Origin of the sequence: Vibrio sp. T9, from assembly GCF_003123985.1 — a bacterium.
In the GTDB taxonomy this organism is placed as follows: domain Bacteria; phylum Pseudomonadota; class Gammaproteobacteria; order Enterobacterales; family Vibrionaceae; genus Vibrio; species Vibrio diabolicus.
Genome location: NZ_NIGY01000003.1, coordinates 161,442 through 182,703, shown reverse-complemented (window position 1 = coordinate 182,703; position 21,262 = coordinate 161,442). Strand labels below are relative to the sequence as shown.

At 43.7% G+C, this 21,262-nt stretch carries 24 protein-coding genes; 11 read left to right on the top strand and 13 right to left on the bottom strand.

Features of this window, described 5'->3' with window-relative positions; all coding sequences use genetic code 11:
* The first annotated feature begins 130 nt into the window (after positions 1 to 130).
* The gene (gene fusA / locus CBX98_RS07655) at positions 131 to 2,155 is read left to right on the top strand and encodes an elongation factor G (protein ID WP_109168894.1); all 2,025 of its coding nucleotides are present in this window, start codon (positions 131 to 133) and stop codon (positions 2,153 to 2,155) included.
* Positions 2,156 to 2,226: 71 nt separating this feature from the next.
* Here the strand turns inward: fusA and CBX98_RS07650 are convergent, their stop codons facing one another.
* A complete protein-coding gene (locus CBX98_RS07650; protein WP_005392673.1) occupies positions 2,227 to 2,421 on the bottom strand; it encodes a hypothetical protein in 195 nt (64 codons plus the stop codon).
* Between the two features lie 210 nt (positions 2,422 to 2,631).
* Between CBX98_RS07650 and CBX98_RS07645 the strand changes: the two genes are divergently transcribed.
* A complete protein-coding gene (locus CBX98_RS07645; RefSeq protein ID WP_109168893.1) occupies positions 2,632 to 3,426 on the top strand; it encodes a phosphotransferase in 795 nt (264 codons plus the stop codon).
* Here the strand turns inward: CBX98_RS07645 and nqrM are convergent.
* From nqrM to CBX98_RS07630, 3 genes are read right to left on the bottom strand one after another with little or no spacing between them, the layout of a single operon-like run.
* Positions 3,404 to 3,613 (bottom strand): (Na+)-NQR maturation NqrM, encoded by a 210-nt coding sequence (gene nqrM, locus CBX98_RS07640; protein WP_054866942.1) that lies wholly within the window; start codon positions 3,611 to 3,613, stop codon positions 3,404 to 3,406. The two genes, CBX98_RS07645 and nqrM, sit on opposite strands and share 23 nt — an antisense overlap.
* 1 nt (position 3,614) lies before the next feature.
* Positions 3,615 to 4,130 (bottom strand): NifB/NifX family molybdenum-iron cluster-binding protein, encoded by a 516-nt coding sequence (locus tag CBX98_RS07635; RefSeq protein WP_109168892.1) that lies wholly within the window; start codon positions 4,128 to 4,130, stop codon positions 3,615 to 3,617.
* Positions 4,127 to 4,417 carry a DUF134 domain-containing protein gene (locus CBX98_RS07630; RefSeq protein ID WP_048625148.1) on the bottom strand — a complete coding sequence of 97 codons (291 nt, stop codon included), beginning with the start codon at positions 4,415 to 4,417 and terminating at the stop codon, positions 4,127 to 4,129. Before CBX98_RS07630 ends, CBX98_RS07635 begins: the two co-directional genes overlap by 4 nt.
* Before the next feature lie 502 nt (positions 4,418 to 4,919).
* Here CBX98_RS07630 and CBX98_RS07620 point away from each other — a divergent pair.
* The 4 genes from CBX98_RS07620 (at position 4,920) to ompV (ending at position 8,829) form a co-directional block, all read left to right on the top strand.
* On the top strand, positions 4,920 to 5,819 hold the full coding sequence (locus CBX98_RS07620; protein WP_109168891.1) for a proline/glycine betaine ABC transporter permease: 900 nt from the start codon (positions 4,920 to 4,922) through the stop codon (positions 5,817 to 5,819).
* Positions 5,812 to 7,041, top strand: coding sequence for a glycine betaine/L-proline ABC transporter ATP-binding protein (locus CBX98_RS07615; protein WP_109168890.1), 1,230 nt, complete (start codon positions 5,812 to 5,814; stop codon positions 7,039 to 7,041). The genes CBX98_RS07620 and CBX98_RS07615 overlap by 8 nt, the downstream gene beginning before the upstream one ends.
* A gap of 256 nt (positions 7,042 to 7,297) precedes the next feature.
* Positions 7,298 to 7,834 (top strand): copper resistance protein NlpE, encoded by a 537-nt coding sequence (locus CBX98_RS07610; RefSeq protein ID WP_046873821.1) that lies wholly within the window; start codon positions 7,298 to 7,300, stop codon positions 7,832 to 7,834.
* Positions 7,835 to 8,052: 218 nt separating this feature from the next.
* Positions 8,053 to 8,829, top strand: coding sequence for an outer membrane protein OmpV (gene ompV / locus CBX98_RS07605; protein ID WP_005392665.1), 777 nt, complete (start codon positions 8,053 to 8,055; stop codon positions 8,827 to 8,829).
* 75 nt (positions 8,830 to 8,904) lie between these two features.
* Here the strand turns inward: ompV and CBX98_RS07600 are convergent, their stop codons facing one another.
* The 3 genes from CBX98_RS07600 to CBX98_RS07590 all read right to left on the bottom strand — a co-directional run bounded on the left by CBX98_RS07600 (position 8,905) and on the right by CBX98_RS07590 (position 12,411).
* Entirely contained in the window at positions 8,905 to 10,572 is a 1,668-nt protein-coding gene (locus CBX98_RS07600) for an ABC transporter substrate-binding protein (protein WP_109168889.1), read from the bottom strand.
* A gap of 159 nt (positions 10,573 to 10,731) precedes the next feature.
* The gene (locus tag CBX98_RS07595) at positions 10,732 to 11,346 is read right to left on the bottom strand and encodes an outer membrane beta-barrel protein (protein ID WP_005373936.1); all 615 of its coding nucleotides are present in this window, start codon (positions 11,344 to 11,346) and stop codon (positions 10,732 to 10,734) included.
* A 180-nt stretch (positions 11,347 to 11,526) separates the two neighbouring features.
* Entirely contained in the window at positions 11,527 to 12,411 is an 885-nt protein-coding gene (locus CBX98_RS07590; RefSeq protein ID WP_005392662.1) for a LysR family transcriptional regulator, read from the bottom strand.
* A gap of 94 nt (positions 12,412 to 12,505) precedes the next feature.
* On the opposite strand from CBX98_RS07590, the gene CBX98_RS07585 reads away from it, so the two are divergent.
* Positions 12,506 to 13,402, top strand: coding sequence for a DMT family transporter (locus CBX98_RS07585; RefSeq protein WP_046873824.1), 897 nt, complete (start codon positions 12,506 to 12,508; stop codon positions 13,400 to 13,402).
* A gap of 63 nt (positions 13,403 to 13,465) precedes the next feature.
* On the opposite strand, the gene CBX98_RS07580 is transcribed toward CBX98_RS07585, so the two are convergent.
* The 4 genes from CBX98_RS07580 to pncB all read right to left on the bottom strand — a co-directional run bounded on the left by CBX98_RS07580 (position 13,466) and on the right by pncB (position 17,153).
* The gene (locus tag CBX98_RS07580; RefSeq protein ID WP_109168888.1) at positions 13,466 to 14,245 is read right to left on the bottom strand and encodes a methyltransferase domain-containing protein; all 780 of its coding nucleotides are present in this window, start codon (positions 14,243 to 14,245) and stop codon (positions 13,466 to 13,468) included.
* Between the two features lie 170 nt (positions 14,246 to 14,415).
* Positions 14,416 to 14,934 carry a glycine zipper 2TM domain-containing protein gene (locus CBX98_RS07575; RefSeq protein ID WP_109168887.1) on the bottom strand — a complete coding sequence of 173 codons (519 nt, stop codon included), beginning with the start codon at positions 14,932 to 14,934 and terminating at the stop codon, positions 14,416 to 14,418.
* Between the two features lie 214 nt (positions 14,935 to 15,148).
* Positions 15,149 to 15,508 carry a hypothetical protein gene (locus tag CBX98_RS07570; protein ID WP_005373947.1) on the bottom strand — a complete coding sequence of 120 codons (360 nt, stop codon included), beginning with the start codon at positions 15,506 to 15,508 and terminating at the stop codon, positions 15,149 to 15,151.
* 334 nt (positions 15,509 to 15,842) lie between these two features.
* A complete protein-coding gene (gene pncB / locus CBX98_RS07565) occupies positions 15,843 to 17,153 on the bottom strand; it encodes a nicotinate phosphoribosyltransferase (RefSeq protein WP_074190011.1) in 1,311 nt (436 codons plus the stop codon).
* A 299-nt stretch (positions 17,154 to 17,452) separates the two neighbouring features.
* On the opposite strand from pncB, the gene CBX98_RS07560 reads away from it, so the two are divergent.
* The 3 genes from CBX98_RS07560 to CBX98_RS07550 are packed head-to-tail and all read left to right on the top strand — an operon-like array spanning position 17,453 to position 19,250.
* On the top strand, positions 17,453 to 18,178 hold the full coding sequence (locus CBX98_RS07560; RefSeq protein ID WP_065646362.1) for an NUDIX domain-containing protein: 726 nt from the start codon (positions 17,453 to 17,455) through the stop codon (positions 18,176 to 18,178).
* A 32-nt stretch (positions 18,179 to 18,210) separates the two neighbouring features.
* The gene (locus tag CBX98_RS07555) at positions 18,211 to 18,864 is read left to right on the top strand and encodes an isochorismatase family protein (protein WP_005392655.1); all 654 of its coding nucleotides are present in this window, start codon (positions 18,211 to 18,213) and stop codon (positions 18,862 to 18,864) included.
* Between the two features lie 29 nt (positions 18,865 to 18,893).
* Positions 18,894 to 19,250: a VOC family protein gene (locus tag CBX98_RS07550; RefSeq protein ID WP_047008027.1), complete on the top strand. Its 357-nt coding sequence runs from the start codon at positions 18,894 to 18,896 to the stop codon at positions 19,248 to 19,250.
* Positions 19,251 to 19,253: 3 nt separating this feature from the next.
* On the opposite strand, the gene CBX98_RS07545 is transcribed toward CBX98_RS07550, so the two are convergent.
* Together CBX98_RS07545 and CBX98_RS07540 are read right to left on the bottom strand one after the other, a co-directional pair.
* Positions 19,254 to 19,994 (bottom strand): DNA-binding transcriptional regulator YciT, encoded by a 741-nt coding sequence (locus CBX98_RS07545; RefSeq protein WP_006741337.1) that lies wholly within the window; start codon positions 19,992 to 19,994, stop codon positions 19,254 to 19,256.
* 91 nt (positions 19,995 to 20,085) lie between these two features.
* A complete protein-coding gene (locus CBX98_RS07540; protein WP_005429448.1) occupies positions 20,086 to 20,475 on the bottom strand; it encodes a VOC family protein in 390 nt (129 codons plus the stop codon).
* A 193-nt stretch (positions 20,476 to 20,668) separates the two neighbouring features.
* On the opposite strand from CBX98_RS07540, the gene CBX98_RS07535 reads away from it, so the two are divergent.
* Positions 20,669 to 21,142 carry a peptide-methionine (S)-S-oxide reductase gene (locus CBX98_RS07535; RefSeq protein WP_109168886.1) on the top strand — a complete coding sequence of 158 codons (474 nt, stop codon included), beginning with the start codon at positions 20,669 to 20,671 and terminating at the stop codon, positions 21,140 to 21,142.
* The last annotated feature ends 120 nt before the right edge of the window (positions 21,143 to 21,262 follow it).

The following is a 21,262-nucleotide window of genomic DNA, read 5'->3' as shown; positions in this document are numbered from 1 at the left end:
CATCCGGAAAATGACATGGAAGACGAATAGGCGGTAATCCCGCCCTACTCCAATGCAGTGCGTGGGTTTCTCTAACAACCCACTTCCTAGCAATTCGTAGGTTTTTCACGCCATCTTGCAAGGAGGCTCTATGCCTATAAACAAAATACGCAATATCGCTTTCGTCGGCCAAACCGGGACCGGTAAAACCACGCTGATAGAAAAACTGCTCTTCACCTGCGATGCCACTCACCATTTAGGCAGCGTAGAAAAAGGCGATACCGTTACCGACTTCGACCCTCAATCCATCCAATATCAACACAGTATTGAAGCAACGCCAGTCGCACTGCGCTGGAATAAACATCGGCTCAATATCATCGACACTCCGGGACAAAACGAGTTACTTGGCCGTACGATCAGCGTTTTTCCTGCCGTTGAAACATCCGCCCTTGTCATCGACCCTCAAACACCACTAAACCAAACTTCCGATCGCTTATTTACCTTTGCTAAAGAGCAGCAAAAATGTCAGATGATCATCATCAATAAGCTCGATAACCACGGTCATCAGTTAGAGAGATTGATGGAGAACATCGTTGAGCATTTTGGTGACCACTGCTTGCCGATCAACTTACCTTCGGCTGACGGGGAATCTGTAGTTGACTGCTATTTCGAACCAGAATTGGGACGAGAAACCTTACTTGCAACGGTAGATGAAGCTCATGAGACCTTGATTGACCAAGTTATCGAAGTCGATGAAGAACTGATGGAACTGTATCTGGAACAAGGTTCCGAACTCACCGCAGAGCAACTGCATGATCCGTTTGAAGAAGCACTGAGAACTGGACATGTTATTCCGGTCTGTTTTGTCTCAGCACAAACCGGCGCGGGCGTCGAACTTCTGCTTCGTACCTTGGCGGAGATCATGCCCATGCCAAACGAAGGTAACCCTCCTCTATTGGAAAAGAACGGCAAAAAAATCAAAGTAAATTGCGAAACCTTAGAGCACACCGTCGCACACGTGTACAAAGTCAGCGTCGACCCATATATGGGAAAACTTGCCTACTTACGTGTGTATCAGGGTGAAATCAATGCGGGCAGCCAGCTTTATATTGGCGAAAGCAACAAGGCATTTAAAGTTGGGCACTTATATCAACTGCAGGGCAAAGATAGAACCGAGATCCCTCGCGCGCTTGCCGGCGACTTCTGCGTTTTAGCCAAAGTGGATGATCTCGAATTCGATTCAATCGTTCATGACTCTCACGAAGAAGATGGTGTTCAACTCAAGACGTTGGACCTTCCTGACTCCATGTATTCTTTGTGCTTGAAGCCTCTTAAGCGTGGAGGTGAGCAAAAATTAGGCGATGTACTGAATAAAATCGCCAGCGAAGATCCTTCGCTGCGCATCGAACATCGCGCTCGCACCAACGAAACCATCATCAGCGGCCAAGGGGAATTTCACCTCAAAGTCGCATTAGAAAAGATGGCGAACGTGTACAAGCTGGACGTCGAAACCTGCCAACCAAGCGTCGAATACTTTGAAACCATCACCAAACCTGCCGAAGGGCATTATCGACACAAAAAACAAAGTGGCGGTGCAGGCCAGTTTGGTGAAGTGCAATTGAAGGTTCGTCCACTCGAACGTGGCGCCGGATTTAAGTTCATCAACAAAGTGGTGGGTGGCGCCATTCCAACCGCGCTTATTCCCGCGGTCGAAAAAGGTATTTTACAAGTACTCGAAGAAGGGGCGATTTCTGGCAACCCAATCAAGGATGTGGAAGTCACCGTTTATGACGGTAAATATCACTCTGTCGATTCAAAAGAAATTGCGTTTGTCATCGCAGGTAAGAAAGCCTTTTTAGACGCGATCAACAACGCTGATCCTATTGTGTTAGAGCCCATTGTCCAAATGGAGTTACACGTCCCAACCACAAACGTCGGTGACGTGTCTGGGGATTTGTCAGGTAATCGAGGATTAATAGAAGGCACCGAACCGATTGATAGCCAATTCACGTTGTTGAAAGCCAAATCGCCAGTAAACGAGTTGCAAGATTACGCTCGTCGATTGCGAGCTATCACGGGTGGTGAAGGCAGTTTTAGTATGACTTTAAGCCATTACGAGCCCGCGCCACCAGCAGTGCAAAAACAAGTCTGCCAAGGCAGTGCTCAACAAGGTTAATTCCCTACGATTCAAATCAATCAAATAAAAAAGCGCCCTCAAAATGAGGGCGCTTTTAGGTAAATTAAAATTTATTTATCGAGAGACAAACCGATCTGACTGATTTTATTTTCAAACTCTTCGATGCTGTTCGCTTTGTAAGTCGGAGCACCGTTAAAGTAGCGCGGTTTCTCTGGCAGCATCGCATTTTTCAGCTCTTGTTCTTGATCGACATTGTCATGATAAACCGTTACACGATTTGGAATATCCTGCTTTATTACAGCCATAGTGGTTCTCCTTGTTTAAATCGAATATTAAGCGTAGAACGTGGTTAACGATGCGTAAAAGCCACTGTGTAAAATTTAGACACTAGCGACAATTTTATACTCAAACCATTGCATTATTTTGTTTCAATGTTCTCTTTAAGTATTCTTGGCGCACACACCTTTCGCGTTTAAGGTAAGTGAAGGTTCCACCATCAAAAGACAGGATGTCTCATGTCAAAGCAAGAGCTTAACCAGATGGGCAGTGCCAAAGTTTATCTGGTAGAAAAACACGGCATTTCATTCATTGAAAAGCAACAGGTAGAACAGGTTGAGGTCGCTTTTTATCAACACCAGGCTAAACCATTCAATGAACTTGGCATTCTTGTACCTGAGCTCATTGATTACGATCACCAACAAAATACGTTACGAATCGAGTATATCCCGCACTCTGTCAATCAAGAATTCCTGCTTGAAGAGCCGCGCGTGATAGAACAACTAACTAAAATACATAGACTATCTCCGACATCAAATGGTGTTTATCATCCTCATCAGTGGACACAACCAGCCACTTCCCAAGCTTTAAGCACGCTCAAACTAGACGCAAAAACAGAGCGGTTCTTTTATCAGCTACAAGAGCAATCCGGCCCGCTTTTCAACGCCAAAAATTTGATCTCTGGAGACACCAATGCCGGGAACTGGGGGCGACGAGATAATGGCGATTTGGTGCTGTTCGACTGGGAACGTTTTTCGACAGGGCATATCGCGATAGATTTAGCGCCACTAGTCAAAGGCATGGGCACATACGAAGATTATCTTGGTGTGGCGCATACCTATACCAAGACGGCAGAGCAAGGCGATGCGAGTAATTTAGCAAGAACGATTGCAATAGCTAAAACGTGGATGGTGGTAGAAGTGGTGAACATACTGGTCTCGAGACAGAACCCGCAGACCAGTAAATACATTGACTGGTTTAAACACACCTTACCGAAATGGGCAAAAGATCTTAGCGCTCAGATGACGAGTTAGGTTCGGATATTTGATACAAACGTCTTGCAGGCTCTGCACAAGAGGTTTCACAATTGCACACCTTATCAACACCGACATTATTCAATCCGCCACAACTCCCTTGAATACGCTTGTTGTGGAAAATGACGCCAAGCGACATCAACAAAATGATTGCGAGAAAACCAAGAAAGGTAAATAACCAAACCATATTAACCTGCCTTATTAGCCATCGTCTTTAGCCTAAGTATAGCAGGGCGAGATGCCACTTTAAGTAGCCCTGCTGGTGCTTTCGGTCTTGCCAGCAAGGAGGGTTGGGATTTTTTGCCACCACAACCACAGGAACCGCAACCGCCTTTTGGCTTGTGAGCATTTTTCTTATGATTGTTTGAGGGACGACCTTGAGACGGCTCAATGAGAGGCTCTCTTGGAACCGCAAGTACATCTTCCAATGAGCTACGGGTAGAAAGCCTGAATACTTGCGTGCCACTACGAAGTAATTTGGCTAATGCGCGTTCACCGATATTTCGTACAAGTACAGCATCCACATTGTACTCTTGCAGAGACTGAATTAACTGAGACTTCGCATTGCAACCTGCTTGTGGCATCGAAGCAATGTTCGCTAAGTTTTTTAGCATGCCGTCAGTATCAGAATAAATAGCAATATATGGTGCTTTAACAAAGTGGTTTGCCACCCGCTCACCATCATTAGGAATAGCATAAATCATAAGTTTGACTCCTCATCCGGAAAAACTAATGCATGACCTTCAACTAAACTTTTTGCGACTTTCAATCTTGCACTTTTTACTGTGTTACCAAAAGTTTGTCTAGAGACGCCCATCTGATCAGCAGCTTGCTGCTGGCTAAGCCCCTCTAAATCGGCCAAACGCAGTGCTTCTAGCTCTTCTGGTAATATGGCGACTTGCTCCAACTGATGAAATGGCACGCCATTAGGTTTGAAACAATGGTGTGCAGCACGTCCGCATATTCGTCTTTCTATCTTTGGTCTTGCCATCATTATCCCTCGAAAACACAGGGTCAAATTACGCCTTAAACTGGCATATGCCAATAACATTTTTAGCATATGCCAATAAACTAAGTTTGCAAAAATCGACACGATAAATACGTAAGACATCAGGATTAATTAGACATCTAAGAATTGACAAACTTTGGTGACAAACGAGCAAAAAGATCAATTCTAATTATCTAGATAATAAAAACGTTAGTTTGCGCAGACTTTTCATACAAATACGCGCTAATGTATTCATTTTATTGGAGAAGAAAAACTATAATCCGATCAAATCATTCATTTGAACACTAATGATTATTTTATTAAAAGAGTGTCTCCCTAAGTAACTATAAAGTGCAGGTCGACTGCATTGAAATGAGCCTAAAGGGTAAAACAATAGATGGAGGACCTATCGAACCACCAATCATTACTTGGTCTACGATCCCAGCCATTCTTGCTGAATCACGTCTCTTGAGGGCACCTAGATATATCAGAAAAGGAAGTAAATATGTCTGACTCGAATTGGCTCAGCGAATTCCCAGAAATGGATCGCTCTGATCTTAGAGCGATTCGCAAAACACTCGATGGCGCCTACCGAGATTTCTCTCGTGAATATGGTGAACTTATCGAGTCTCTCTTTGATCCGCTCCTTTCATTTCTTGTCTGGTTTGAAAAACTGCTTATTTCAACACCTTGGGTCGTTGTTTTAGGCGTCTGCACCGCCCTCGTTTATGCCGCTAGTCGCTCTTGGAAACTGACCATCGCATGTTTTGGCTCACTTATCCTGATTGGCTACTTCGGCATGTGGGAAGACACAATGCGCACGCTCAGTATTATCACGGTGTGTACCATGCTGGCAATCACACTCGGGATCCCTATCGGCATCGCCATGGCGCGCTCTAATCGTATTCAGTCTGTTGTGACGCCATTACTCGACGTCATGCAGACCATGCCGGCATTTGTGTACCTCATCCCAGTTGTGATGTTACTCGGGATCGGCAAAATTCCTGGCCTCATCGCAGTAGTGATCTACGCGATTCCACCTGTTATTCGTTTAACTAATTTGGGTATTCGTTTGGTGGATAAAGAAGTGTTGGAAGCCGCAACCGCATTTGGTGCCAGCAGTAAACAGCGGCTTTTTGGGGTCCAACTTCCGCTCGCAATGCCAACCATCATGGCGGGAATCAACCAAACGATCATGATGGCACTGTCGATGGTCGTCATCGCATCGATGATTGGGGTAAAAGGTTTGGGCCAGCCCGTTCTTAAGTCGATTACCAATCAATATTTCACTCTTGGTCTTTTAAATGGTCTAGCCATTGTCGCTCTAGCGATTCTTTTCGACCGCGCTTCACAAGCGTATGCGAAACGCACTCAAGCCCATCTAGGAGATTTAAAGCATGACTAGTCCACTTATCGAAATCAGCGGTCTGTATAAAATCTTCGGACCCAAACCCGACAGCGTGATTGAGCGCGTCAAGTTGGGACATAGTAAAGAACACGTGTTAGCGGAAACGGGCCACACGGTCGGGCTAAAAGACATCAACCTCCAAATTAAAAAGGGCGAGATTTTCGTCATCATGGGATTATCCGGTTCAGGAAAGTCCACCATGATTCGCCACTTCAATCGCCTAATCGATCCAACCATGGGACAGATTTTGGTGGAAGGGGTAGATGTCATGCAGCTTTCTAACAAGGAGTTAGAGCAGTTTCGTCGTCATAAGATGTCGATGGTGTTTCAACGTTTTGGCTTATTGCCTCATCGCACTGTTATCGACAACATCGCTTACGGTTTGGAAATTCAAGGAATAAGTAAAGAAGCGCGCTTATCAAAAGCAAACGAATGGTTGGATACCGTTGGATTAACGGGTTATGAGAACCAATACCCCGCTCAGCTATCAGGTGGCCAGCAGCAACGCGTAGGCCTCGCGCGAGCATTGGCAACCAATGCCGAAATACTGTTAATGGACGAGGCATTCTCAGCGTTGGACCCACTGATTCGGAGCGAAATGCAGGATCAGTTAATAGAACTGCAACAGCAGTTACACAAAACGATTGTTTTTATTACTCACGACTTAGATGAAGCACTGCGCCTTGGCGATCGCATTGCGATCCTTAAAGACGGTGAGCTTGTCCAACAAGGTTCACCAGACGAAATATTGCTGCATCCTGCCGATGAGTACGTTGAAGCCTTTGTAAAAGACGTCAATAGAGCGCGAGCATTGACGGTTGAGACTGTGATGCAGCCACCTTCATATCGTATTGCCGCTAAAACCATTGAAGAAGCGCTCAGTGAGATGAAACGTGTTAAACGTGATTATGCTTATCATGTGACCGATGCAGGCTATCAAGGCGTGATAACGCAACAAGGGTTACTAGACGCGACGAAGTTAGCTCAAACCCCAAGCTGGGATGATGATATCTATGAAGAAGTGCCTATCATCTCTCCCCATTCGGCCATTGAGCAAATATTGACTGAAACCATGTCGTGCGAATACTCACTGCCCGTTGTCGATGAGCATGGTCATTTGAAAGGTGAATTAGAGCGTCGTACTGTTGCTGGTTTATTCGCTGATGAAGACAGCACAAAACGAAGCACCTCACGTTCAAACATCGATAAGGCCTCTTAACTGATTTAATAAAACAGCTTACAGCAATGTGGGCTGTTTTCACTATCTCTGCCCCCACCCCTCTAGATATTTATTTGTAGACTCAAGCTTGATATCCCAATCAACATTTACATTGTTCTGATTTTCCTGACAATTTCATGCTCATATTCGGTTTTATTGACATAGATAGATCATTCTATTGCTTTTTGATGACGCAAATACCTGATAAATGTCTACTATTACTCTCATACAAAATCTTGATTTAAAGAGGGATAAAATGAAAAAAACAATGTTGGCACTAACAGGCGCGGTAATCATTCTTGCAGGCTGTCAAGATGAGAAACCTGCCGAAACAAGCGCAGTTGAAGTACCTCAAGCGACGGAAACTGAAGTCACCACTAGCGCAGAAGTTACTACAGAGACAATTGACACGCTGCCAGTAGCAGAAGAACAAGTCATCACTGAAGAAACATTTGTAGACTCTGAGCATAACGCACAAAATGCCCTGGACTGGAACGGCACATATAAAGGTACGCTTCCATGTGCGGATTGTTCAGGTATCGACATGACCATCACACTAAATCAAGATGGCACTTACGTACTTGAAGAAAGCTACCAAGACAAAGAAGACGGTCAGTCAAAGTCTGAAGGCCAATTCACTTGGGATGCAAACGGCAGCATCGTAACGTTGACAAACGAAGATGCACCAAACCAATACTTTGTTGGTGAAAATGTACTTATGAAGCTAGACATGAATGGCGAAAAAGTAACAGGTGACCTAGCACCGTTATACAACTTAACGAAACAACAATAAGTTCGTATCGATACCTGATAAATAATCTAAATCCGAGCTACCCCAGCTCGGATTTTTGTTTCCATCGACGGCGGTTGCCTTTCTTATCTTCCTCCTCTGATCTTACATTCCGCTTCTTATCCTGATGGTTCATTACATTTCCATACGCTTTGCTGATAGAGGCTTACAACTTCATTTTGTACAGTGTTCAAAACAAATCAGAACAACTCGGAAAAATGATGAAAAAGACATTAATTGCACTACTAACTCTGACTGCTGCTGGTTCAGCGGTTGCTGGTGATACTTATATTCGTAACGGTAACATCTACAACAATGAAGGTGGCTGGAACGCGGAAGTCGGAGTGGCTCATGGCAGCGATCTTTTCAAAGATCAAAAATACAATACAGCTCCAATTCTAAATGGCGGTTACCATGGTGACGACTTTAACGCCGATCTAAGTGGCATTAACTACCGCTTCTTCGGTAACACCAATGAATTAATCAACATGAGTGCTTACCTTGTTGGCAGTGGTGTCATGCGTGACGGTGATATTGCAAAGAGCCTGAAAGGCACGGATAAACGTCGCTTTGCTGTCGATTTAGGTTTGAACACTGACTTTACGTTAGATCAACACAATGTGATTTCAACATACCTTCAACATGATATCAGTGGTGCTTACAAAGGTTACTTAGCGGGTGCGACTTACTTCCACATTATGAACTTCGGTAGTGTTGATTTTGTTCCTTTTGCTAACCTAACTTATCAAAGTGAAGACTACGTAGATTACTACTTTGGCGTAAAACAACGCGAAGCAAATGCAAACCGCAAAGCGTACAAAGGTGATTCAACAGTAAGCTATGGTTTAGGCTACAAGCTAGTCATGCCAATCAACGATAACTGGCAAGTGAGCCAAATGACACAATACACTCGCCTAGGCAGCGGTATCAGCGATTCCTCAATTGTTGATAGTGCAAACCAATGGGTTGTTGGTGCGAGTGTGTCGTACAACTTCTAACTCTACATTCCACATAAAGCCATCATTACGATGGCTTTATGTATTCATACTCTATGCTCACCGTATCGAAATATGCTAGTTAGAGTGAGCTATCCAGAGACGATGCAAATCGCTATAACCCGTATTTTTCACCTGAACACCGCGCACTTGCTGTGTTTTTGTCACCTCTTCATAGCCAACAAATAAAGGAAAATAAAGATACTGCTCTCGTAACGCTTTTTCTACGCCTAAAAGAGATTGTAAAGATTGAGCATTTGTCATGGCTTCGCGAAGGTTTTCTCGATGGATCAACATCTGGCTTTGATCAAAACTAAAACGCAAACCTGTTGCTATCGATAGCCATTCAAATACGCCATACTCAAACGGCGCTTCCATGACTTCTTCAATTAGGAGCAAGTCCGCTCGATGTGATACGACTTCAGGAAAACTAATGTCATCAATAATGACGATCTCTAGCTCTAATCCCGTCGCCCGAATCACTCGGTGCAACCACTCAGAGTGACGAATTAAACTTGGTATCGTCCAGATTGGCTCAGCTAGCGCTACTTTACCTTGTAGCTTAGGCGTCACAATAGCCTCTGCTATTAGTAAATCTTGCTCTTGAGTCGCTAACTGAATGCTGTCAACGGCACTTTGCGCCTCATAGATTCTCTTTTGCGCATTGATGTAATCGGCGAGTTGATGCCAATCTTCTTTTGCGAGATTAGAGTCCGCGCGTTCACGATAGGTCAAATATGAAAATGCGCTGATTTTTTCCACTTCAACGTGATCAGAGGTTTGGTTAAAACTCAACATATTCAGGGTCTTAACATCACCATGAGACAGCGTAATTTGGTCCAACAATGCGCGCGCTGAAAAATATTCTTTGTGTGCTTGAAGAATCATACTCTCTTGGTTCCAACCACTGATTTTAAATGGTCCGGTGCCTATGTGGTAAGAATAACCAGAACCGAAAGAAACAACATCTCGACAAAGAATAGAAGCGTGAGGAGTGGCTAGCATATATGGAAAAAACATGTTCGGATGTTTCAATGTAATTTTTAAGCAGCTCGATGTTTCGGCAATCACACTGTCAATACATTGCCAGAGCTCGTGTACTGGTCCTTTTATTTCCTTAAGTCTTTCTATGCTCCAAACAACATCTTGTATGCTGAGAAGTTCGCCATCGTGACGATATATTCCAGGTCTCAACCATAACGTCATCACATTGCCTTCCATTTTCCACTCATGTGCTAGCGAAGGCTCAATGCCACCATTGGAATTTTGAGTCAGCAAAACATCATAAACACTTTTCGCCACATGCAGTTCAGTATGACGATAAGTATTCGCAGGATCGACCTTAGACACCCAAGGGTAAGAGGAGATCAAAATAGCGTTATTTGACTCATTCAACTGGTTCACTTTTTCAGAGGCAATCGTCAGCGCCCTGACAGCACTTTGGCCGAACCAATCGATAAGTTTTGTTATCGAGTTCATTCTTCCCCGACCAAGCTCCTCAACCAAAAATTCGGTCATCGCTTGTTGAAGGGAAATAGTAATATTCAGACGACTAGCGTTACTTCTGCCAATTGCAGGTTTCCAATCTACCCAACCGTAAGAGGCAAGCTTTTTCATCACAATAGAAACATTGCGCCTTGACGTACAAATTACCACTTCAAGCTCAGACAGCGTAACGAAGTGATATTGATGAGGTTCAAAGTGCTTTAACAGTAGATCCAGATACCTAAGATTGACATCGTTCACAAAGATTCCTAAGAGTTATTCCAAAGAAAAAAATAGCACAGGATGCTTAGCAACTAAACTTCCTGTGCTATATCTAAACATATTCAAAGCTTGGACTCAGCTCGACCAACAGAAGTCAAAAACGTGTACTAAGCCAAGAGGTAACTTGAATAAGTATTCTTAGAAACGGTAGCTCATACCTACAGAGAACACATTGATGTCTGCATCAACCGTTACTTTTTCATTGCCAAATTTCGCAATGTCTAGCTCAGGCATCATGTATTCCCATTCAACTTGCAGAGCAAAGTTTTCAGTAATAGCGAACTCTGCACCTAAACCGTACATGCCTGTTACAGTGCTGTCAGAAATGGTGGTATGGCCTGCGCTACCGTCAATCACAGAGTTGCTAATTTTGAATTCAGCATTGAAGTAAGAAAGACCAGCTTTAGCAAAAAGGTTGAAACGATCACCAATAGGTAGAGTCGCCTTTGGTTGAATCGATAGATACTTCATATCACCAACAGTAACAACTTTGCCGTCTAAAGCGTCGTAGCCACCAATGGCTGCTTCTAGAGAAATGTATTCGTTGAATTTGTAACCACCAAATACTTTACCTGAAAGGCTTGAGTCATCTTCAAGTTTAAGTTTAGTGCTAGCGTTAGTACCACCACCATTGATAGAGCCATTAACATCACCAAACGATGCTTGACCTACCGATGCACCAACGTAAGGAGCTGCGTTTGCAACAGAACATGTTGCTAGAAGGGCTGTCATTAGCCATGTTTTTTTAAACATTGTATTTCACTGCCTGTTAATTATTGAGGTTGTGTTTTGCCCATCCTTAAGCACGTCATGCTATCCATTTCACTCGGTTTCAAAACCAAGTTGATGTTAATGAATAAAAACTCAATAAAACATGAAATATTTAAACACAACTTTGCCACTTTATTTCTTAATTATGACAATTTAGTCATTTTACAAGCACTGTTGCTTCAACCAATTAGTGAGTTTGATAATTTCCGCCTGCTTGGCTCGGCTCTTTTTATGAATAAAATAAAAGCTGTCCCCCGTCTCTAATCCATGAGAAGGGATATACACCAAATCATGCGCTTTATCTCTTTCATTGAGCATAAAATCATTCGCAAATGCGATGCCTTGGTCATAACGTGCAGCCTCAATTGCCAACAACATATGACTAAAATGTTGAACATCGACATCTTTTGGCAAAGTGTAACCACCCGCTCTGCACCACTCTGCCCAGTCTTTTCCTCTCTCACGATAAATAGAATCTGTCGACAAAATAGGATATCGCCAAAGCGCTTCTGGAATGGGTTGATCTTGTAACTCTTTCCAAATTTTATGGCTGCATACCGGATACAGCGTTTCCGCGTATAACTTCACCGACATATAGTTGCGCTTTGGCTTCTCTACCGTGATAAAGCAATCACCAACGCTATCTGTCTGCTCAGGATCACCAACAACCATATTGAGTGTCAGATCGATTTCCGGATGTAACCGCTTAAAATCAGACAAACGCGGAATAAGCCACTTTACGGCAAGCGAGCTATAAATCGCTAAACGTATGCTGCCTTTGTCCCCTTCTCTCACCTTTTGGCTGGCCATCGCAATAGAGCTAATTGCCGGGCTAATATCCTCTAAATAACGAGCACCAGTATCCGATAAAGAGAGCTTTCTTCCTTGACGAATAAATAATGACTCGCCCAAATAATCTTCCAATAATCGTATCTGATGACTAACGGCACTTTGCGTCACATTGAGCTCTTCAGCCGCAAGCGAAAAGCTAGAGTTTCGAGCGACAGATTCAAAACAGTGAACCGCTCTGAGTGGTGGCAATTTCATTATCTAAAAATCTCATACTTAAACTAATAAATATCACTTCACTTCATCCTATGACATCACCTACTCTTTGGCAAAGAAAGAGGAGAGGAAATAAGTGAAAGTTACATCGGTCGGCGCAGCTATGCTGCTATTAATTGTTGGGAATCTCATTGCGGTGCTTTCGGACTCTTTAATTAAAAGTGTCGGAAATGAAGTGCCTATTTTTCAGTTTGTCTTTTTCCGACAAATTTCCGCAGTGCTTTTCCTACTGCCTGTCTGCTTGCTGACAAAAAAGACTCATTTTCTTGAAGGATTTAAATGGCATGCTGTCCGCGCTCACGTGTGGTTGCTTGGTGCTATATTTATGGTTTTGGCGATTTCATCTTTACCGCTCGCAACTGCGAACGCAATCTTCTACGCCGCGCCATTAATCATGCTGCCGCTTGCCGCGATATTTTTTGGCGAACAGCTGTCTAAACAATCGGTCGCGGCTGCGATCATGGGCTTTGCTGGTGTGTTGGTCATCATTCGTCCAGATCAAATCGACTGGGCAGCGATTTCGGCTTTAGTTGTGGCTATTACCCTGGCAATCAATAACTTGCTTATTCGAAAACTGCCAAAAAATCAGTCCGTCATGCAAACGCTATTAATGACAAACTTGGCAGGTATTCCCGTGGCTTTCTTACTTGTTCTGATCGAAGCGGAACCTTGGGACTGGAGTGCTTTCCCTGTCGCTGCTGGCTCAAGTTTGTTCATCATGATTTATGCGGCAACATGTGTGATCGCTTACCGCTCGATTGATAGCAACAAAATTGCCAGCGCTGAATACAGTGGCTTAATTGGTGCCGTGTTTGTGGGATTAATCTGGTTTGGAGAAGTGCCAGACATATTCATGGCGATAGGAACAATAATGATTGTTGTGCCGCTGGTTTGGCTTTCTAAACGAGAGCGTCGCAAGAAAAAGCTGCAAGCTCAGCAAGAGCGAGAACAAAAAGAGGCGCACGTTACTTAAAATCGCGCTCTATCTCAAGGACTAAAAAACCGAGTCGTAAGTGCTCGGTTTTTTTATGTAGCTCTAATCCATTCTGATGTAAGCGACCACATGAGATAAAAACTGCCTTGCAAAACGATCATTAAACCGGATGCGATATTCATGATCGGCTTCCGATACTAAACGCCAACCTTCAGCAAAGTACGCTTTGATATCATCGACCGCTTCGTCTTCATTTTTGATATGTTTCGCGTTCCACTGATAAGTGCAAGAGACAACCATCAGCCCGCCAACCTTGGTGGCTTCTTTTAGAGCGTTGATCACGCTAAGTGGCGACTCACATTGATCAACCACGTTCAAACATACGACTAAATCAAAGCTAGACTGGAGAGTATCGTGCTCAAAAGGTTGGTTAATCAGCGTCAAATCAACATGAGCACATTTTTGCACGATATCTCTATTCTCTACTTCTAACGTGTTTATGGTGTTCACATCGTGCAGATAAGTTAACTCGACCCGTTGTTCTTCTATTAAAAGCTGCTTAAAGCCATCCATTAACCTATTTGAAGGCTCAACCAGCGTCGCTTCTTTAAGGCTAGATAAGCGTTGCACTAACTCATAATAGTTTCTTCCCAGCGCAGCCCCAACCTCAAGTAGGGAACACGGCTGAACGCCGCTCTCGAGTGCCGTCTGCGCAATAAAGTCAGCGACTTGGGAACAATGTGGTGATGACAAAAAAGAAAGTGGGACTTGTTTTGAGCGACTGGTTATCGTCTCAATCTGCTTATCTTCGATGAACTTGTCGAACCATTGCGCTTCGAAATAACCAGCTAAACCGCGATCGGTCAGGTAAAAATCTTCCATGTTTTTTCCGTTCGTACTTTTCGAAAAGTGATTGTATCGAACGCTGAAATTAGCTGGTAATTCTGGCTGCACATTCCCGTGGGAAAATAGATGAAAACACCGCTTATGTGAAAAAGCCCTTTCGTCTCAAAGATAAAAGGGCTTGTTAATTACTTCGGTTGAGGAGCTAGTTATTGCGGAAGAACAACTTTGCCATCTTGAATTGGGAACGTTTTTGTCGCTGGCTTGCTCGCTAAGCGAACCGTCGTTGGCGCACCTGAAACTTCATAAGTGACATCGTAACCCACTACTTTTTCAGATGTTGTGTATTCTGTATGGCACTGCTTTTTCGTCGTTGTCACTACATCGCCTTGTTGCACATTTTCCTGGATCTTACGACCTGTCAATGCACCAGCAATCGTACCAGCTGCAGTTGCAATCACTTTACCTGAGCCACCACCGATTTGGTTGCCCAACGCTGCTCCAGCTGCTGCGCCACCAACCGTACCAATAATTTTATTGTCATCCGTAGGGGCAACTTGCTCGGTTACTACCACGTCTTTACATACTTGGTGCGGCTTTTTCACCGTTTCAGTCACCGCTTCAACCAAAGTAATGTTTGCTTGAGTTGGAGCTGGTGGCGTTTTGTCTTTACAGCCTGCTAGTACAGCAACAACTGCCGTTGCAATTGCGATAGATTTCATATTCATGATTTACATCCCAGTATGGTTTGCTTTGATGAGCGGTATAGTAAATCGCAATTAGGAAATCACATCAGGCGAAAACAAACCCTCTGTCATTAACGAGTAAAGAAACACTGTTTTATAAAAGGTACGTCAAGAAACACTCAACAGAATGTCAACTGAGCTAAAACCGTATCATTACTGATTATGATTAGGCTTGATTAACCTATGAGGCTTATTTTTAAGCCAAGCTTAAAAACAGTTCGTCATCCGTTAAATACTTATGACGGTGACTCAGGTTACGCACGTGCATAAACATAAAGTCAGGAAAACCAGGAGCAATAATGTTGTTTGGTTCCCAGCATACACCGCCAACAAACACATATCGCCCTTGCTTGTCATCTTCGTGAAGGGGGTTATTAAGAGGAGAAGAAAACTCTGCGCGACAACCTTCAACCACACAAACAATTTGTCCTTTAAAAAGGCCGATCACGCGCTTAACAAGATTTGCCTTGATGCCACATTTCCATGCTTGACGAGTGGCCATCTCATAGCCATATTTTCGGATCGCTTTCTTTTGCAAATGTACTACTAGGTTCATTTTGACTCCTGATTCAAGCAATTACGCGAAGCCCAAAGTCATAAAAGCAGATAGACGTCTATACCCGAGTGACCTCATGGTACATGGGAATAAACTACGTGATTAGACTGAGTTTAGTGTCCGATGAAAATACACCTTCCACAATGCTGTAACGCATCGATTTACACCAATCATAGGCACATAGCACATCAAAAAAACAACCTCATTTTCGAGTGCTTTCCTACGCTGTATCTGGTTACTTCTGCGTATTACTATAACGAAATCACCCTCTACGTTTGTCTATATAAATTTGTCGTTACGATAGAGGGTGCTTATCAAGAAGGAGGGATAACGCCTACGCGTCGATGAGATAGTTTTGACCTTCAGTTTCTAGACGATCAATCAGTTTACGACACTCATTTAAATCAAGAGGTTGCTCGAAGCGGCGCTTGAGGTTCATCAAAAAGAAGATATCTTCACACATGGCTTTCTCAGGTTCGTCACTGATTTTTGCGACTGGTGAACCATTGCACGTGACCATTTTGATCACGATAGAAAGTGGCTGGTAGGCTTCACCCTCTTTATTGACATAATCACCCATATCGTTCGCAAGAAAAGTACCGATACCAAAACTCACCTGAATACGTCCTTGGAAGTACTCGCAAATATCTAACGCTTGTTCGAAGTTAAGTCCGTCGGTAAACACCAGTGTTTTTGTTAATGGGTCTATATTAAGCGACTGGTAGTGTGCAATCATTTTTTCACCCCAGCTATAAGGGCAACCACTATCGTGACGTACACCGAAATACGCGTTACTTAGCTCTTCATCAAAGTCTTTAAGGAAGGCATCAATACCAATCGTGTCGGTCAGTGCAATACCTAGTGCACCGTTAAACATTTTTTGCCAACGTTGCAAAGCCACTTTTTGCGAATCTCGCACATTCACCAGAGCTTGATGGCCCATAAACCATTCATGAGCAACGGTACCGATAGGCGTCAAATTCAGTTCTTTTGCTAAGTGGTAGTTGCTTGTTCCTGTCAAACATTCCGGCACTTCCTGGCACAAGAACTCCAGCATGGTGCGCTGAGCTTGAAAGGAAAAACGTCGACGCGTCGACATATCAGAAAACTTAAAGTTAGTGATGTTACGACGTTTTAGTTCGGATTTTAGGTACCGAACTTTCTCTTCTAAAACGGTGGTAAATTGCGCTACAGGGATATCTGACCAACGCTGACGGCTACGAACTTCAGACACGATACTCATGATGATCGTTTCGTACAAAATAGTATCTCGCCACAAACCATTGATAGTAATGCGTAACTGGCTTGAGCCATCAGCCATGGCTTTATTATGGAAAGAGACATCACTTTGCGGGTTAAACCGGAAATGGCGCAATGCATCAACAAAATCAGGATTCAGGTAAGGCGCGACACGCTTGATGTATTCGATCTCTTCTTGCGTAAATTGAATGTCTTGCAGTTTAAGAACTTCTGCTTTTACCTCTGGTAGCAGTTCAGAGAGATCTTCCTCGCTACGCACAATAAATTTGTATGACACCATCGCATCAGGGTAAAGCGCTGTTACTGCGCTCATCATATTGACTTTGTAGACATCAAAATCCAAAGCGCTTTGAATGATGCGGGAAGAAAATAGTTTGGTGGTCATTAGGTGCCCTTCTACACGCCCTTCCTGGGTATATAACTTTTTGTTACTAACTAATTTGCGTAAACAATAAACACCCATCTATAGTTTGTCAACTTTTGTTACTAACCACTCATTTTTATAAGGTTTTTCTGTCTAGAATTCGCACAAAGATTGTGAATAAGTCAGATTCATTCGTAGATTTATACTCAAGGCGTACTATGAAGCCCTACCGAAAACGTTTCGCACAACTCGTTACTTACCCATTGATTGACCACTTGTTATGCGCTAGATTACTTACAAATCAATATTAGGACCCAACCATGATCGTATCTGTCGACATTATTCCATTCAGGCTATCTGGCTGTGCCGATAAAGGACTGGAAGTGTTGTTGATTAAACGTTCAAATCCAAATCGGCCATACCATGGAGTCTGGGCACTACCGGGCGGATTTGTCTTTGATAAAGACTTAACCAGTGAAGGAGGACGCCCGGCCGATGAAAACTTTGAGGCGGCGCGCCGCCGAATTTGCCGCGAGAAAATCCATACTTACCCTCGTCACTTTAGTGAAGCTTTTATCGACGGTGATCCAAAGCGTGATCCAGAAGACTGGAGCTTAAACATTACGCACTACGCCTTGGTCGATCGTAACAATGTAGAGCAAATCAACAATGCAGGTGTACCAGAGTGCCAACTTAAATGGTTTTCGCTACAGTCTATACTCAATGGAGAAGAGACCCTCGCGTTTGACCATCAAAAAACCATTGAAAAAGCGTGGCAGAAGCTTCGTGCATCCATTGAATACACATCGGTTCTTTTGTTTGCATTAGACAAAGAGTTTTTGGTTGCCGACATCATTTCTGCTTATCAAGAGTTTGGTATTGATATTAGCCGAATGACGATTAAGCGCCGCTTGATAGATTCAGGCGTACTAAAACCCACCAATAAAGTCGCTTCTACCAACAAAGGCAAAGGTGGAAAACCCGCAATGGTATATACGCTGACCAGCGACGAAGTAACCTTTTTTCAAAACTGTTTGCGTGGATAAACGCAGGCAATCAGACAGACAAGGAGTCTGCCATGACTGTTCGAGTAAACTATCAAACTACAGCAGTGATCGACGTTGATCCAGAGAAAGGCTTTAGCGAGTTATGTCCAAATGAACTGCCCGTTGCAGGTGCGTTGGAAATCGTACCGGAGCTTCTGAGTAATCATGCCAAAGGCCGATTAAAACTGGTCAGTCGTGACTTACACCCACCAAAAGCAAAATGGGATGCCGAAACACCAGCCAACATGCTTGAACCCGTCGGTCTACCCAATGTGGATATAAAATGGAACCGCCATTGTGTACTTGGCACAACAGGTTCTGAACTTTTAGACGGTTTACCACCTGTTTTGGACTATGATTTTCAAGTTAATAAAGGCATGGATCCTGATGCGCATCCTTACGGTATTTTCTTCCATGATATTGCCGATACTAAAACGACAGGTGCACATGAATTTCTAAAATTCAACGGGATTGATACCCTAGTGATCGGTGGTCTCGCGCTAGATTTTTGTGTGAAGAAATCCGTCATGCAAGCACTGGATCTTGGCTACAATGTGGTGGTCAACCTTGCTTCAACTCGCGCAGTGCTGCCTGATAATGTTGAAAATGTGCTGACAGAGCTCAAGGATCAAGGCGCATTATTTGTCGAAAAAGCGGATGACATCATCGTAGAAAAATTCGCCTAGAGACGATAGTAACCGAGAAGGATTTCACTATGCATCAACATGAAAAATTGAATTACGTCGAATTTGGTTCCACCAATATTAACGCTACAAAACAATTTTTTGAGCGTGCCTTTGACTGGACTTTTATCGATTATGGTCCTGAATACTCTGCATTTTCAGGACAAGGGTTAGATGGCGGATTCTTCAAATCTGAGTTTGTAAACCAAACCGCAAATGGTGGCGCACTTTTAGTGTTTTATAGCTCAGATATTCAGGCCACGCAGATAAAAGTTGAGCAGCATGGTGGAAAAATTATCCGCCCTATTTTCGAATTTCCCGGCGGCTGCCGATTCCACTTCACCGAACCAAGTGGAAATGAATTCGCAGTATGGTCGGAGAGCCATTAGCACTTACCCCAACACCACTTCCACACCTAGCTTTTTGATTTGCTCAAGGTCGCTTTTCGGAGCGGCTTTGTCGGTTAACAACACCGATATTTCGTTGGTATTGCCAATTGAAGATGGATAAATCTGTCCAAATTTACTGGAGTCCGTCAGTACGATGTTACGTCTATTCTTTGCCAGAATAGCCTCTGCGATATCGGCACGCATCATGTCTCGGCTAGTAAAACCAGTGTCTTGATGAAAGCCGTCAATACCCAGGAAAGCCGTGCTGAAGTGAATGTTCTCGATACATAGCTTAGTTAACGGTCCAACTAAGCTCTCGCCTTGATGCTGATACACACCACCGAGCAAGATGATGTTAGCTGAGGTGTTACGGATGAGGTGGGCGATGTACGCCGATGGGGTAATGATGGTCACATCGCCGCGTTCAGCTAAAGTGCGAGCCAGTAATGCGTTTGCACTCCCACCTTCAATCAGCACTGTCTCACTTGGCGCGACCAAGTCTGCCGCTTTATTTGCAAGTGATTGTTTAATATCGAAACGGACTTCTAATCGGGTATCAATATCATCACTTTGCAATGCGGTAGCTGCGCCGTGTACGCGCTTTAGATAGCCCTGTTGCTCCAGAAAATTCAAATCCTGCCTGATGGTCACGCCCGACACGCCGATAATGTCAGAAAGCTCCGTGACTTGAACGCGTTTACGATCATTCACTAATTGCAGGATTTCATTTTGTCTTGGGTTCACAGGCTCACTCCTTATTAATGAGCTTGCAGTATACGCCCGAATACTTTCATATGAAAGCAGCCTGTGAACGATAGAAATAAGCGAAGCTGCGTTACACCGTAAGCTCTAGACGGTTGCCATCCGGATCTAATACGCAGCTTTCGTAGTAACCATCACCCGTTTGTCTCGGACCGTCGATCCATTGGTAACCATCATCTACTAAGGTTTTGGTTAATTGATCCACCGCCTGCTCTGATCCTAAAGCGAAGGCAAAGTGTGCTAATCCTGTTACCTGCATCGCATGAGATTTTTCACAAGCGGTCACACCCTCCATCGACATTAACTCCAATCGCGCTCCACTTTCAAACGAAAGAAAGTAAGATGAAAACTGCTTAGTTGGGTTGTGGTATTTATCGTTAGACACCGCGTTAAAATATTTCTCATAGAAGGCTTTTAACTCTTCCAAACGTTCTGTCCAAATCGCGATATGTTCAATTTTCATTAGGGTTCCCCTTAGCTCTTAACTGCGCTCAATCTAACGAGGAAAAGCAGCACAAAAAAGAGAGCAAATCATCACCGAGTTGTTCCTGTTTTATGTCCGAACTGCTCATCGATGAGTCATTAAATCTATGGTTGGAGTTGTGTTTGAGCGAAAGTGATGTCCATAATGGCGCAAAGTTTTACAGGATAAAATGATGGAAAAGATTTACTTCGCAGGCGGCTGCCTTTGGGGCGTTCAAGAATTTATGCGCCACCTTCCCGGCGTAATCAGCACCGAAGCAGGACGAGCAAATGGCACGACGGATAACACTCAATCCGAATACGATGGTTACGCAGAATGCGTGAAAACCCAGTTCGACCCTGAACAAGTGTCGGTTGAAACTTTAATGGGGTATCTGTTTGAGATCATCGACCCGCACAGTGTTAACAAGCAAGGTGAAGACGTAGGTGAGAAGTACCGTACCGGTGTTTATAGCCAAAACGAGCAACACCTAACGATTGCTAAAGCGTTTATCGCAGCAAGGCCGGATGCCGATAAAATCGCCGTAGAAGTACTGCCACTCACAAACTACGTGCCAAGTGATGATGAGCACCAAGACCGACTCACGCGCTTTCCAAACGACTACTGCCATATCCCGTTAGATTTGCTGCATAAATATAGAAATTAATGGCCAGCTTTTATCACTGTTTCTATTATCTCAAAACTAAGAGGCGCAACGCCTCTTTTTGCATCCTAACCAGGGCTATTGATCCTCCTCCAGTTCATTTTCATGTCCAGTTATTTATTT

What these genes read in the sequence shown, in the direction of transcription:
- CBX98_RS07590 (WP_005392662.1), bottom strand. Translation starts at nt 12,411, where the DNA reads ATGAAATTGCCACCACTCAGAGCGGTTCACTGTTTTGAATCTGTCGCT.
- CBX98_RS07550 (WP_047008027.1), top strand. Translation starts at nt 18,894, where the DNA reads ATGCATCAACATGAAAAATTGAATTACGTCGAATTTGGTTCCACCAAT.
- ompV (WP_005392665.1), top strand. Translation starts at nt 8,053, where the DNA reads ATGAAAAAGACATTAATTGCACTACTAACTCTGACTGCTGCTGGTTCA.
- CBX98_RS07650 (WP_005392673.1), bottom strand. Translation starts at nt 2,421, where the DNA reads ATGGCTGTAATAAAGCAGGATATTCCAAATCGTGTAACGGTTTATCAT.
- CBX98_RS07560 (WP_065646362.1), top strand. Translation starts at nt 17,453, where the DNA reads ATGATCGTATCTGTCGACATTATTCCATTCAGGCTATCTGGCTGTGCC.
- nqrM (WP_054866942.1), bottom strand. Translation starts at nt 3,613, where the DNA reads ATGGTTTGGTTATTTACCTTTCTTGGTTTTCTCGCAATCATTTTGTTG.
- CBX98_RS07630 (WP_048625148.1), bottom strand. Translation starts at nt 4,417, where the DNA reads ATGGCAAGACCAAAGATAGAAAGACGAATATGCGGACGTGCTGCACAC.
- CBX98_RS07595 (WP_005373936.1), bottom strand. Translation starts at nt 11,346, where the DNA reads ATGTTTAAAAAAACATGGCTAATGACAGCCCTTCTAGCAACATGTTCT.
- CBX98_RS07580 (WP_109168888.1), bottom strand. Translation starts at nt 14,245, where the DNA reads ATGGAAGATTTTTACCTGACCGATCGCGGTTTAGCTGGTTATTTCGAA.
- fusA (WP_109168894.1), top strand. Translation starts at nt 131, where the DNA reads ATGCCTATAAACAAAATACGCAATATCGCTTTCGTCGGCCAAACCGGG.
- CBX98_RS07575 (WP_109168887.1), bottom strand. Translation starts at nt 14,934, where the DNA reads ATGAATATGAAATCTATCGCAATTGCAACGGCAGTTGTTGCTGTACTA.
- CBX98_RS07635 (WP_109168892.1), bottom strand. Translation starts at nt 4,130, where the DNA reads ATGATTTATGCTATTCCTAATGATGGTGAGCGGGTGGCAAACCACTTT.
- pncB (WP_074190011.1), bottom strand. Translation starts at nt 17,153, where the DNA reads ATGACCACCAAACTATTTTCTTCCCGCATCATTCAAAGCGCTTTGGAT.
- CBX98_RS07540 (WP_005429448.1), bottom strand. Translation starts at nt 20,475, where the DNA reads ATGAAAATTGAACATATCGCGATTTGGACAGAACGTTTGGAAGAGTTA.
- CBX98_RS07555 (WP_005392655.1), top strand. Translation starts at nt 18,211, where the DNA reads ATGACTGTTCGAGTAAACTATCAAACTACAGCAGTGATCGACGTTGAT.
- CBX98_RS07620 (WP_109168891.1), top strand. Translation starts at nt 4,920, where the DNA reads ATGTCTGACTCGAATTGGCTCAGCGAATTCCCAGAAATGGATCGCTCT.
- CBX98_RS07610 (WP_046873821.1), top strand. Translation starts at nt 7,298, where the DNA reads ATGAAAAAAACAATGTTGGCACTAACAGGCGCGGTAATCATTCTTGCA.
- CBX98_RS07615 (WP_109168890.1), top strand. Translation starts at nt 5,812, where the DNA reads ATGACTAGTCCACTTATCGAAATCAGCGGTCTGTATAAAATCTTCGGA.
- CBX98_RS07535 (WP_109168886.1), top strand. Translation starts at nt 20,669, where the DNA reads ATGGAAAAGATTTACTTCGCAGGCGGCTGCCTTTGGGGCGTTCAAGAA.
- CBX98_RS07645 (WP_109168893.1), top strand. Translation starts at nt 2,632, where the DNA reads ATGTCAAAGCAAGAGCTTAACCAGATGGGCAGTGCCAAAGTTTATCTG.
- CBX98_RS07570 (WP_005373947.1), bottom strand. Translation starts at nt 15,508, where the DNA reads ATGAACCTAGTAGTACATTTGCAAAAGAAAGCGATCCGAAAATATGGC.